General features: G+C 71.5%; 13 protein-coding genes. 7 read left to right on the forward strand and 6 right to left on the reverse strand.

The genetic code is table 11. The features are described from left to right. Positions 1–2: 2 nt before the first annotated feature. The 5 genes from KVT44_RS07265 to KVT44_RS07285 all read right to left on the reverse strand — a co-directional run bounded on the left by KVT44_RS07265 (position 3) and on the right by KVT44_RS07285 (position 6,073). Positions 3–638: a cytochrome b/b6 domain-containing protein gene (locus KVT44_RS07265; RefSeq protein WP_217566432.1), complete on the reverse strand. Its 636-nt coding sequence runs from the start codon at positions 636–638 to the stop codon at positions 3–5. Then, entirely contained in the window at positions 622–1,299 is a 678-nt protein-coding gene (locus tag KVT44_RS07270; protein WP_229888938.1) for a molybdopterin-dependent oxidoreductase, read from the reverse strand. The genes KVT44_RS07265 and KVT44_RS07270 overlap by 17 nt, the downstream gene beginning before the upstream one ends. Positions 1,300–1,500: 201 nt before the next feature. Then, a complete protein-coding gene (locus tag KVT44_RS07275) occupies positions 1,501–3,066 on the reverse strand; it encodes an APC family permease (RefSeq protein ID WP_217566433.1) in 1,566 nt (521 codons plus the stop codon). Between the two features lie 44 nt (positions 3,067–3,110). Then, positions 3,111–4,070 carry a hypothetical protein gene (locus tag KVT44_RS07280; protein ID WP_097284013.1) on the reverse strand — a complete coding sequence of 320 codons (960 nt, stop codon included), beginning with the start codon at positions 4,068–4,070 and terminating at the stop codon, positions 3,111–3,113. Between the two features lie 347 nt (positions 4,071–4,417). After that, a complete protein-coding gene (locus KVT44_RS07285) occupies positions 4,418–6,073 on the reverse strand; it encodes an FAD-binding dehydrogenase (protein WP_217566434.1) in 1,656 nt (551 codons plus the stop codon). Positions 6,074–6,383: 310 nt separating this feature from the next. Between KVT44_RS07285 and KVT44_RS07290 the strand changes: the two genes are divergently transcribed. The 7 genes from KVT44_RS07290 to KVT44_RS07320 all read left to right on the forward strand — a co-directional run bounded on the left by KVT44_RS07290 (position 6,384) and on the right by KVT44_RS07320 (position 11,428). Beyond that, the gene (locus KVT44_RS07290; protein WP_217566435.1) at positions 6,384–7,277 is read left to right on the forward strand and encodes a DMT family transporter; all 894 of its coding nucleotides are present in this window, start codon (positions 6,384–6,386) and stop codon (positions 7,275–7,277) included. A gap of 75 nt (positions 7,278–7,352) precedes the next feature. Next, the gene (locus KVT44_RS07295) at positions 7,353–7,874 is read left to right on the forward strand and encodes an NUDIX domain-containing protein (protein WP_099923516.1); all 522 of its coding nucleotides are present in this window, start codon (positions 7,353–7,355) and stop codon (positions 7,872–7,874) included. A 32-nt stretch (positions 7,875–7,906) separates the two neighbouring features. Then, a complete protein-coding gene (locus tag KVT44_RS07300; RefSeq protein ID WP_099923515.1) occupies positions 7,907–8,299 on the forward strand; it encodes a YidH family protein in 393 nt (130 codons plus the stop codon). Beyond that, positions 8,296–8,634, forward strand: a complete 339-nt coding sequence (locus KVT44_RS07305; protein WP_308313926.1) for a DUF202 domain-containing protein — start codon at positions 8,296–8,298, stop codon at positions 8,632–8,634. The genes KVT44_RS07300 and KVT44_RS07305 overlap by 4 nt, the downstream gene beginning before the upstream one ends. A 101-nt stretch (positions 8,635–8,735) precedes the next feature. Continuing rightward, positions 8,736–9,032, forward strand: a complete 297-nt coding sequence (locus KVT44_RS07310; RefSeq protein WP_054231106.1) for a hypothetical protein — start codon at positions 8,736–8,738, stop codon at positions 9,030–9,032. 152 nt (positions 9,033–9,184) lie between these two features. Next, complete coding sequence (locus KVT44_RS07315; protein WP_217566436.1) at positions 9,185–10,207, forward strand: phosphotransferase family protein; 1,023 nt, start codon at positions 9,185–9,187, stop codon at positions 10,205–10,207. Positions 10,208–10,213: 6 nt separating this feature from the next. Then, entirely contained in the window at positions 10,214–11,428 is a 1,215-nt protein-coding gene (locus KVT44_RS07320) for an acyl-CoA dehydrogenase family protein (protein WP_099923512.1), read from the forward strand. Positions 11,429–11,597: 169 nt separating this feature from the next. Here the strand turns inward: KVT44_RS07320 and KVT44_RS07325 are convergent, their stop codons facing one another. Further along, positions 11,598–12,191 carry a TetR/AcrR family transcriptional regulator gene (locus KVT44_RS07325; RefSeq protein WP_054231210.1) on the reverse strand — a complete coding sequence of 198 codons (594 nt, stop codon included), beginning with the start codon at positions 12,189–12,191 and terminating at the stop codon, positions 11,598–11,600. Between the last annotated feature and the right edge of the window lies 1 nt (position 12,192).

Here is a 12,192-nt window from a genome sequence, read left to right on the forward strand (position 1 = left end):
ACCTAGGGCCGCCAGAGGGGATGCTCGCGCTCCGCCCACTCGCGGCTCACCGAGCCCGTGCGCAGGCCGCGGCGGGCCTCCGGGTCGCCGAGGGCCATGCCGATGTGGCCCGCGAGGACGACACCGATCGTGAGCGCCAGCCAGTCGTGGACGAAGGTCGCCGAGGTGCGCCACACCAGGGGGGTGAGGTGGGTGAACCACATCAGCAGCCCCGTGGCGAGCATGACCAGGGTCGCGCCGGCGATCCAGGCGGCGTAGGTCTTCTGGCCCGCGTTGAACTTGGCCGCGGGTCGGGACGAAGGGTGCCGGTCCCGTCGTAGCGCCGCGCGCAGCCACGTACGGTCGTGCGGGCCCCAGCGGTTGAGGCGGCCCAGGTCCGCGCGGAAGGCGCGGGAGACCAGGCCCGCCAGGACCGGTACCGGGAGCATCAGGCCCGCCCACTCGTGGATCCTGACCACGAGCTCACGGCGGCCGACGAGCTCGGCGAACATCGGCAGGTACAGGCACGCCCCCGTCGCCACGCAGATCCCCATCAGCAGGGCGGTCACGCGGTGCACCCAGCGCTCGGCGTGGCTGAAGCGCCGTACGCGCGGCGCGGGCGCGGCGAGGGTCGGGGTGTCGTCAACTCGTGGGTGCATCGTCGCGTCCGTTCGAACGGCCGACCCACGCGTCCACGTCGTAGCCACGGTCCTCCCAGTACCCGGGACGGACGTCCTCGGTGACGGTGATGCCGGAGAGCCACTTGGCGGACTTGTAGAAGTACATGGGGGCGACGTAGAGGCGGACCGGGCCGCCGTGGTTGTGGCCGAGGGGCTTGTCCTGCATGCGGTGGGCCACCAGGATGTCCGGGCGCCGGGCCTGCTGGAGTGTGAGGCTCTCGGTGTACGCCCCGTCGAAGCAGGTGAAGCGGATCGCGCGGCCCTTGGTCTGGACCCCGGCGGCGTCCAGGAGATGGGACAGCCGTACGCCTTCGAAGGGGGTGCCGGGCACCCGCCAGCCCGTGACGCACTGGACGTCGTGCACGATCCGGGTCTGCGGCAGGGCCTTCAGGTCGGCCAGGGTGTAGCTGCGGGGGTGGTCGACCAGGCCGTCGATGGTGAGGCGGTAGTTCGACGCGTCCTTGTGCGGGACGGAGGAGGTCACCGAGTAGTAGCGGAAACCGCCGCCGTTGGGGAGCAGGCCGGTCAGCCCCGTGGGGTCGTCGGCGAAGAGGGACTCCAGGCCGCGCTGCAGGGTGGGCGCGGCCAGCACGCCGAAGGCGCCGAGTCCGAGCGTGCCGAGCAGGAGCCGGCGGCCGATGGGCGCGCCGGAGGCTTCCGGGTCCTCCGGCGGGCGTTCCCGGAGCCGGTCCGGTCCCCGCCGTGGGGACTGTTCAGGGTTCACACACCCATACGAGCACCCGCGACCCCCTTGAGGCCAGCGGCAGCGGGTGCTCGTCAGACTTCCGTAACCACTTCTCACACGCTTCTCAGAACAGGAGCCCCGTATCGGGGCTCCGGATCAGGGGGTGGACTCCGCCGCCTTGTCCAGCTGGAACGCCTCGTTGCCCAGGCCGATACGGGCGTGCGCCTCGGGTTTGCGGGAGCGCAGCACCAGGCCCTGCACCAGGCCGACGACCAGGGCGGCCGCGATCAGGGCGGGCAGCAGCCAGCTGAGCGCGGAGTCCGGACCGGCCCCGACCAGGATGTCGAAGTCCTTGACCGTGTAGCCCGCGATCACCAGGAGGGCGACGGCCGCGATTGCCGAGGTGGCCAGGCGCCAGGCCTGGGCGCGGGCGGCGCCGCGGCGGGCGAAGAAGACGATCACGGAGAGCGAGGCCGCCGCCATCAGCAGGATGACGCCGAGCGCGCCGACGTTGCCGGCCCAGGTGAACAGGTGCAGCACGGGCGCGGTCGGGTCGCCGGTGGGCTTGTCGTCGGTCACGGCGAACGCGATCAGCACGATCACGGAGACGCCGGTCTGCAGCAGCGAGCCGGTGCCGGGCGCGCCGCTGGTGCCGGTGGTCCGGCCGAAGGCGGAGGGCAGCAGCCCTTCGCGGCCCATGGCGAAGGCGTACCGCGCGACGACGTTGTGGAAGCTGAGCAGCGCCGCGAACATGCCGGTCACGAAGAGGACGTGCAGGACGTCGGTGAAGGTGCCCCCGAGCCGCGACTCGGTGAGGAAGAACAGCAGTCCGGCGCTCTGCTTCTGCGCCGCCCCGACGATCCCGGAGGGGCCTGCGGCGACGGTCAGCGCCCAGGAGCTGAGCGCGAAGAAGACGGCGACGAAGCCGATCGCCAGGAACATCACGCGCGGGACGAGGATGTGCGGGCGGCTGGTCTCCTCGGCGTACACCGGTGCCTGTTCGAAGCCGGTGAAGGCCGCGATGCAGAAGCACAGTGCGGTGCCGACGCCCGCCCCGGTGAGCGTGTCCGGGTTGAAGGCGTGCAGGGAGAGGCCCTCCTTGGCGGGGTCGGCGACGGCGGCGATGTCGAAGATGACGACGAGCGCCACCTCGACGACCAGGAGGACGCCCAGGACCCGCGCGTTGACGTCGATCTTCAGCCAGGAGAGCGCGCCGACGGCGAGGACGGCGATCAGCGCCGGTATCCACCAGGCGACCTCGACGTCGGCGTAGGTGGCGAACAGCCCGGAGACCTCGAAGCCGAAGATGCCGTAGATGCCGAACTGCAGGGCGCTGTAGGCGACGAGCGCGACCGCGGCGGCGCCGGCGCCCGCGGTGCCGCCGAGACCGCGGGCGACGTAGGCGTAGAAGGCGCCCGCGTTGTGGACGTGGCGGCTCATCTCGGCGTACCCGACGCTGAAGAGCACCAGCACCACGCCGAGGATGACGAAGAGCAGCGGCTGTCCGACGATGCCCATCACCGCGAATGTGGTGGGCATGACACCCGCGACCACCATGAGGGGGGCGGTCGCCGCGAGGACGGAGAGCAGCAGACCTCCCGTGCCGAGCCGCCCCGCGTGCAGGGCGCGGTCCTGGCCCTTGAAGGTGCTGATGGCGCCACCGGCCGTGGCGGGTCTACCCGTGTTCGAACTGCTCGAGGTGCTCGAACTGCCCGTCGTCATCGCGGGGCCGTCCTTTCGGGTTTCTCGACTTCTTGTGGGTGGGGTCACACCGTGCCGAGGGCGCTGTCGCGGGCGGCACGGAAGGCTTGGTACGGGTCGCGGTCGGGGTACGACCACGGCTCCGGGGTGGCGTGCGGGCCGATGCGGTGGAACAGGGCGGCGGCCTCGGCGCCCCGGCCCTCGCAGAACTTGGCGTGGGCGAGGAAGTTGAGGTCGAGGTGGCGGCGGGGGTGGTCCTCGCGCTCCCACTCCAGCCACCAGTCGAAGGCGGCCTTCATCACCTGGCGGGCCCGGCGTCCGACCCAGTGCCCGGAGGCGGCCGGGTCGGTGGACTCGCTGCCGGCGCCGGCCAGCACGCGATAGCGCTCGGCGTGCGCGACGACGGGCAGCATCGCGAGCGGAGAGTCGGCGGGCGCCTGTTCGGCCGCCCAGTTCGCGAAGTCGTAGACCTCGTGGAGAGGGTCCTGGCCGGCCTCGGCGCGGCGCTCGGCGAGCCGGGCGACCATCAGGTGGTGGGCGTGATGGTGCTCGGGGTAACGGTGGCGCACCTCGTCGAAGAGCCGGACCACGTCGCCCTCGCTGCCGCGCGCACGCTCCAGTATCAGCAGGCCGAGCCAGGGGGTCGGGTCGGCGGGCGCGAGCGCGGCGGCGGCGTCGCAGGCCTCACGGGCCCGCTCCGGGCGGTCCTTGCCGTGCAGGGCGCGCTGGACGGTGGCGCAGGCGAGGAGTACGGCGGCGTCGGCGGACTCGGGTTCCGCGAGCTGCCAGTCCCGGGCCCAGGCGAGGGCGGCGGGCTCCTGGGCCAGGACGGTGACGCGGTGTCCGCGGCGGTCCCAGTCGTCGCCGGTGGCGGCGAGCAGCGCGCGCACCGCGGTCCATCGCCCCTGGGCCAACGAGGTGCGCGCGGCGACGAGTTCGGTGTCGTCGAGCGCGGCGTCGAAGGCGTGGACCGCGCGTTTGCGGCCACGGCCGAGGGGAGGAGGGGGTGGCGGGGGTGGCGACACCGCGGGGCTTCCTCACAGACGCGGCTAGTCAAGGGGAGATCACGCACAGCAAACCCTTGGCTGAGGGTTTACGTCAAGGCCCGATCGATCCGCTGCACGATGCAACTTCCCTTGAATGGCGCAGAGTTGATGTTCCCTCGCACGCTCTCCGGGGCGGGAACAGGCTGGTGGGACGACTCTCTCCGGGGGCGAGCCCGACTCCCCGCGGGGGTCGAGCCGCGCCCGGACCCCGGCTCCCCGCAGTCCGGGTCACGGCTGAAACCCGACCACGGAACGGTCCCCTGCGGAGCCGGGCCCGCCGGAGCGGGATGCGGGCCCGGGGCGTCGGGCCCGGACTCTTCCGAGGGTCAGCTCACCGCCTGGGCGGCCGCTCGGCCCGCTGTGCGGCCGGAGAAGAGGCAGCCCCCGAGGAAGGTGCCCTCCAGGGAGCGGTAGCCGTGGACTCCGCCACCGCCGAAGCCGGCCGCCTCGCCTGCCGCGTACACACCGGAGAGCGGGTCGCCGCCCTCCGTCAGTACGCGCGAGGAGAGGTCGGTCTCGAGGCCGCCCAGGCTCTTGCGGGTGAGGATGTGGAGGCGGACGGCGATGAGCGGACCCGCCTTGGGGTCCAGGATGCGGTGCGGGGTGGCCGTACGGATCAGCTTGTCCCCGAGGTAGTTGCGGGCGCCGCGGATCGACGTCACCTGGAGGTCCTTGGTGAAGGGGTTCGCGATCTCCCGGTCGCGCGCGGCGATCTCGCGGCGCAGCGCGGCCTCGTCGATCAGCGGCTCCTTGGTCAGAGCGTTCATGCCGCGCACCAGGGCGCCCAGATCCTTCTCGACGACGAAGTCCGCGCCGTTGTCCATGAACGCCTTGACGGGGCCCGGTACGTCGGCGCGCGCCCGGCCGATGACGTCCCTGATCGACTTGCCGGTCAGGTCCGGGTTCTGTTCCGAGCCGGAGAGCGCGAACTCCTTGCCGATGATCTTCTGGTCGAGCACGAACCACGTGTACTCGTATCCGGTCTTCATGATGTGTTCGAGCGTGCCGAGGGTGTCGAAGCCCGGGAAGAGCGGCACCGGGAGCCGGTTCCCGCGGGCGTCCAGCCAGAGGGAGGACGGGCCCGGCAGGATGCGGATGCCGTGGTTCTCCCAGATGGGGTTCCAGTTCTGGATGCCCTCGGTGTAGTGCCACATGCGGTCGCGGTTGATGAGGTGCGCGCCCGTCTCCTCGGCTATCGCGAGCATCTTGCCGTCAACGTGCGCGGGGACGCCCGCGACCATCTTCTCGGGCGGCGTACCGAGCCGCTCGGGCCAGTTCGCGCGGACCAGGTCGTGGTTGCCGCCGATGCCGCCCGAGGTGACGATCACCGCCTGTGCCTTGAGCTCGAACGCCCCGGCGACGGTACGGCTGCTGGCCTGCCCGCGCGCGATGCCGGACGGCTCCAGGATCTCCCCGGTGACCGTGTCGACGGTGCCCGCGCTGCGAGACAGCCCGGTCACCCGGTGGCGGAACTTGAGCTGGACGAGCCCCCGGGCGACCCCGGCGCGTACCCGCCGCTCGAAGGGCGCGACCACTCCGGGCCCGGTCCCCCACGTGATGTGGAAGCGCGGCACGGAGTTCCCGTGACCGTTGGCGTCGTAGCCGCCGCGCTCCGCCCAGCCGACCACCGGGAAGAAGCGGACCCCCTGCCGGTGCAGCCAGGACCGCTTCTCACCGGCCGCGAAGTCCACGTACGCCTCGGCCCAGCGGCGCGGCCAGTGGTCCTCGGCCCGGTCGAAGCCGGCCGTGCCCATCCAGTCCTGGAGGGCGAGCGCGTGACTGTCCTTGATCCGCATCCGGCGCTGCTCGGGCGAGTTCACGAAGAAGAGTCCGCCGAAGGACCAGTGGGCCTGGCCACCGATCGACTGTTCCGGCTCCTGGTCGAGGAGAATCACCTTGCGGCCCGCGTCGACGAGCTCCGCGGTCGCGGCGAGCCCCGCGAGGCCCGCTCCGATCACGATCACATCTGCGTCGTAGGCCATGGGCCCGTCCTCTCGGCCTGCCGACGTTTCCGGTCGGCTTCTGTCGGCTTCGTCACGAGCCGGCGGCATCGTCGTTGGTTGATGAGACAGTGGTACGGAAGACATCAGGCATCGGTATCGGTCGAACAGACAGCGGCGCCGCTCGACCAGCCGTTGTTACTGATCGGTCAGATCCTTCGGCAAGAAGAGTGACCGAGTCAACTGCCCGGTTCCGGGTACTCCCGTGGGCAGGGCACGGTCGATGGCACTACAGTCGGCGGGAATACGCGCCCGCGACCCGTGCTGACCCGAACGTATCGAGGTACCCAGCGTGTCGGTTCTCGTTCTGATCCTCTCGGTGAGCGCGGCCTGCTGTCTGGGCTTCGGTTTCGTGCTCCAGCAGAACGCCGCCTCGCACGCCCCGCTGAGCGACTTCCTCTCCTGGCGCCTGCTGCTCGACCTCATCCGGGTGCCCCGCTGGCTGGGCGGCATCGGGCTCATGGTGTGCGGCATGGTCCTCGGCGCGGTCGCCCTGGGCAAGGGCGAGATCTCCCAAGTGGAACCCCTCCTCGCGACCAATCTGCTCTTCGCGCTCGCGCTCACCCGCCACCAGACCAAGCACCCCCTGGGCCGCCAGGGCTGGGCGGGCCTCGTCCTGCTCGCTGGCGGGGTCACGGCGTTCATCGTGGCGGGCAAGCCCAAGGGCGGCGACTCGGTGACCGATCCGCTGCGGCACTGGCTGATCATCGGGATCATGATCGGGCTCGCGCTACTGCTCACCACCTACGCCAAGCGCTCCCGGATGACCGCGGCGCCCGTCCTGCTCGCGCTGGCCGCGGGGCTGCTGTACGGCGTGCAGGACGCGCTCACCCGGGTGAGCGGAGAGCGGTTCGGAGCCGGCGGCTTCAGTGAGCTGCTGACCGGCTGGCAGCCGTACGGGGTGCTCGCGCTCGGGGTGACGGGCCTCGTGCTGGTGCAGAGCGCCTTCGAGACGGCGGAGCTGCGGATGTCACTGCCCGCGCTCACCGCCGCCCAGCCGCTGGCCGGAATCGTGTGCGGCGTGGGCTTCCTCGGGGACAAGCTGCACACGGACGTGGGGGCACTCACCTGGGAAGCGGCGGGGCTCGCGGCGATCGTGGCGGGAATCGTCCTGCTGGGCATGCACCCCGCGATGCCGTCGGGCTCCACCAAGACCGAGTCGGTACGGGACCTCCAGCCGCATTGAGGGCGTACGACGCCGCGTCGGGCCGCACGGACGGCGCGCACCCCGCCCGGTGCCGACGGCTGCTTGGATGGGGCCATGAGCGCCGCTGACGAGATCCTCGACATCGTGGACGAGAACGACGTGGTCATCGGGCAGTCCCCGCGCGGCGAGGCGTATGCGCGCGGTCGTCGCCACCGCTGCGTGTTCATCCAGGCCCGGGACGCCCGGGGCCGTCTCTTCGTCCACCGCCGCACGCCCACCAAGCTCGTCTTCCCCTCCCTGTACGACATGTTCGTCGGCGGGGTCGTGGGCGCGGGCGAGTCCTACGACGCCGCGGCCCTGCGCGAGGCCGAGGAGGAACTCGGGGTCTCCGGACTCCCTCAGCCCGTCCCCCTCTTCAAGTTCCTCTACGACAACGGCTCCGGCCAGACCTGGTGGTCGGCCGTCTACGAGGTCCGCTGCGAGCTCCCGGTGAACCCCCAGACGGAGGAGGTCGCCTGGCACGACTTCCTCACCGAGGAGGAGGTGGAACGGCACCTGACGGACTGGACGTGGGTGCCGGACGGCCTGGCGGCGTACGAGCGCCTGAAGGACCACCGGGCGACGGGCACCGACTGAGCCCCCCGACGGGCCCCGGTAGGGTCGATGGCGTGATCGAATTCGTACGGAACGTCCGGCTGTGGTTCGCGCCCGAGGAGGTCCGGCAGGAGGGCGTCACGCCCGACTACCGGTTCTCGCTGGCGAACGAGCGGACCTTCCTCGCCTGGCTGCGCACCGCGCTGGCGCTGATCGGCGGTGGCTTCGCCGTGGATCAGTTCCTGCCGGACCTGCGCTGGGGCTGGCGGGTCGGCCTCGCGCTGGCCCTGCTGGCGGCGGGCGTGCTCTGCTCGCTGCGCGCCGTCAATCACTGGGTGCGCTGCGAGCGCGCGATGCGCCGCGGGGAGGACCTTCCCGTGTCGCGCTTCCCGGCACTGCTGAGCATCGCCGTCGCGATCGTGGCCGTCGCGATGGTCCTCGTCGTGCTCGTCGGCTGGGAAGGGTGACCGTGCCCGGCCCCCAGCACCGTCCCGAGCGGGACCCAGGGCTGCAGCCGGAGCGTACGCGGCTCGCGTGGCGGCGTACGACCCTGTCGAGCACCGTCGCCGCGGTCCTCGCGGCGAAGGCGGCGCTGCACGGCGGCCCGTCGGCGACCGACGTGGCGGCCTGCGCCCTGTGCTGCGCGCTCTGGCTGGGCTTCCTGGCGCTCGCGCACCGGCGCATCCGGGTGCTCGCGACGTCCGGCACCGACGGTCCGCCCGCGCTCGCACCGTGGCACGCCACGGCGGCGACCCTGTGCACGGTCGCCCTGGCCGTGTGCGCGGTGGCACTGGTGTTCTGAGCCGGATCAAATGGGGCGTAACGACGCAAATGGCGATGAATGCGGTTCTTTCTGGCGTTAGCCTGAGCCGTCATTTCACGCCACTCACGAAGGTGAGCACCATGACCACCCTTCACCTGGAGCATCCGACCCACGAGCACACGCACGGCCCGGACTGCGGGCACACCGCCGTGCCACACGGGGACCACGTCGACTACGCGCACGACGGACATCTGCACCGGGAGCACTCCGGACACTGGGACGAGTGCGAGCCGAGCGGCCACACGGCGCACGGCGAACACGGCCACCGGCACGGCGAGGGCTGCGGGCACCCCGCGGTCGCGCACGGCGACCACGTCGACTACCTGCACGACGGCCACCGCCACGCCGAGCACGACGGCCACTGGGACGACCACTAGGCGCGAGCACGCCCCGGTGGACGCAAGCGCGCCCCGGCGTCTCCCCCGGCTCCCGGAGGGAGACGCCGATCACGTTTCGCCCGGGCGCTGGACGACATACCGACTGGTCGGCATCATGGTCACGTCCCGTTTCCCGGCGTGCAGGAGAAATGATGAGTCCCGACCACCCGCCAGGTCTCGACCTCGACCGACTGCGCGGCCTGCTCGACGGCGAGCGGCCCGGTCTGGTGCACGGCCCGCTGACCGGCCGGCTGATCGAGGGCGGACGGTCGAACCTCACGTACGCGGTCACGGACGGCACCTCGAGCTGGGTCGTCCGACGGCCCCCGCTCGGGCACGTACTGGCCACCGCGCACGACATGAAGCGCGAGCACCGCGTCATCAGCGCGCTGCACCCGACCGCCGTCCCCGTACCGCGTCCGGTGCTGCTGTGCGAGGACGAGGAGGTGCTGGGCGCGCCCTTCTACGTCATGGAGTTCGTGGTCGGCACCCCGTACCGCACCGCCGAGCAGCTCGCCCCGCTCGGCCCGGAGCGCACCCGGGACGCGGTGCTCGGGCTCGTCGACACGCTCGTCGAACTGCACGCCGTCGACCCCGCCGCCGTGGGCCTCGCCGACTTCGGGCGCCCCGAGGGCTTCCTCGACCGGCAACTGCGCCGCTGGGGCAAGCAGCTGGACGCCTCCAGGAACCGTGAGCTCGCCGGGATCGACGAACTGCACGCCGCCCTCGGCCGTGAGCTGCCGCACTCCCCCGCGCCCTCCGTCGTGCACGGCGACTACCGGCTCGACAACGTGCTGATCGGCGAGGACGACCGGATCAAGGTGATCCTGGACTGGGAGATGTCCACGCTCGGCGATCCGCTCACCGACCTGGGCCTGCTGGTGATGTACAGCGCGCCGCTGGACCTGCCCGACTCCCCCATCAGCACGACCGCCTCGGCCGCCGGGCACCCGGACCCGGCCGAGATCGTCGAACGGTACGCCGCGCGCTCGGGGCGCGATGTGTCCGACGTCGCCTGGTACACGGCGTTCGCCTGGTTCAAGCTCGCCGTGATCCTGGAGGGCATCCACTACCGCTACACGCTCGGCCAGACGGTCGGCGCCGGCTTCGACCGCATCGGTGAACTGGTCCCGTTCTTCATCGAGCACGGTCTGACCACTCTTCAGGAAGGCTGATCCGAGATGGACTTCGCATTCGACGCGCGTACCGAGGAACTGCGCGGGAAGCTGCTCGCCTTCATGGACGAGTACGTCTACCCGGCGGAGGCGGTGGCGGAGGAGCAGCGCGCCCGGCTGGCCTCGCCGTGGGACACGCCCGCCGTGGTCGGGGAGTTGAAGGCGGAGGCCCGCAGGCAGGGCCTGTGGAACCTCTTCCTGCCCGACGCGGAGTACGGCGCCGGGCTGACCAACCTCCAGTACGCGCCGCTCGCCGAGATCACCGGCCGCAGCCCGCACTTGGCGCCCACCGCGCTGAACTGCGCCGCGCCGGACACCGGCAACATGGAGGTGCTCGCGCAGTTCGGCGACGAGCAGCAGAAGAAGCAGTGGCTGGAGCCGCTGCTCGCCGGTGAGATCCGCTCGGCGTTCGCGATGACCGAGCCGGAGGTGGCCTCCTCCGACGCCACCAACATCACCACGCTCATCGAACGCGACGGTGACGAGTACGTGATCACCGGCCGCAAGTGGTACATCTCCGGGGCGATGAACCCCGACTGCAAGATCTTCATCGTGATGGGCAAGACGGACCCGGACGGGCCGGACCTCCGCCGCCAGCAGTCCATGGTCCTGGTCCCGCGCGACACCCCGGGGCTCGAAGTCCGGCGCGCCATGCAGGTGTACGGCTACGAGGACCACTCCCACGGCGGGCACGCGGAGGTCGTCTTCGACCATGTCCGCGTCCCGGTGAGCAACCTCGTCGGCGAGGAGGGCGGCGGTTTCGCCATCGCCCAGGCGCGGCTCGGCCCGGGCCGCATCCACCACTGCATGCGGCTGATCGGCATGGCCGAGCGGGCGATCGAGCTGATGTGCCGCCGGGCCGTGTCCCGTACGGCCTTCGGCAAGCCGCTCGCCCAGCAGGGCGTGGTCCAGAACTGGATCGCGGACGCGCGCGTCGCCGTCGAACAGCTGCGTCTGCTGGTCCTGAAGACCGCCTGGATGATGGACACCGTCGGCAACAGGGGCGCCCACACCGAGATCCAGGCCATCAAGATCGCGACCCCGCGCACGGTCGTGGACATCCTCGACAAGGCGGTCCAGCTGCACGGCGCGGGCGGTGTCAGCCAGGACTTCCCGCTGGCCGAGCTGTGGGCGAGCGCACGGACGCTGAAGCTCGCGGACGGCCCGGACGAGGTGCACCAGCGGTCGCTGGCGCGACGGGAGATCAAGAAGTACGTGTGACCGTACGGTCCGGTGGGGCGGTCACGGGCTTTTCGCCCCCGCCGCCCCTACCCGTTCCCGTCCCCTGGGGGCTGCGCCCCCAGACCCCCGCAAAAAGATCGCGCAGTTCCCCGCGCCCCAAGGGCGCGGGGAACTGCGCTACAAGCCCTCGCTCACCGCAGCCGAGGAACTACGGCCGCAGCGCGCGCAGCAGCAGGTCGGCCAGGTGGTCGGCGACCTCCTGGGGGGTGAGGGGGCCGTCGGGGCGGTACCAGGTCGATAGGTGGTGCACCGAGCCGAAGTGGTAGTCGACGACCAGGTCGGCCGGGGTGGCGGTGGAGAAGACGCCCTTCTTCTGGCCCTCCTCCACGAGCGCGCGGAAGCGTTCGTGGTAGCGGCGGCGCTCGGCGCGCACCTGCTTGTCCTTCTCGGGGCTGAGGTGGTGCATGGAGCGGAAGAAGATCGCCGCGTCGTCGAGGTTGTCGATCGTGGTGACGACGACGTCGGCGGCGGCGCCCCGCAGCCGCTCCTCGACCGGCGCGTCGGCATCGGCGAACGCGTCCAGCCGTTCCTGCTGAAGCCGCAGCACGCGCGCGTACACCTCGTGCAGGAGGTCGTCCTTGGAGCCGAAGTAGTGATACAGCGCGCCCTTGGTGACGCCCGCCGCCTCCACGATCTCCTGCACGGATGTGCGGTCGTAGCCCTGCTCGGCGAAGAGCCTGGTGGCGGCGGCCAAGAGCCGCTGCGGGACGGGCGTACCGTCTCCGTCCGTCGTCCTGGGCACT

Origin of the sequence: Streptomyces sp. GbtcB7 (genome assembly GCF_019091445.1) — a bacterium.
GTDB lineage: Bacteria > Actinomycetota > Actinomycetes > Streptomycetales > Streptomycetaceae > Streptomyces > Streptomyces mirabilis.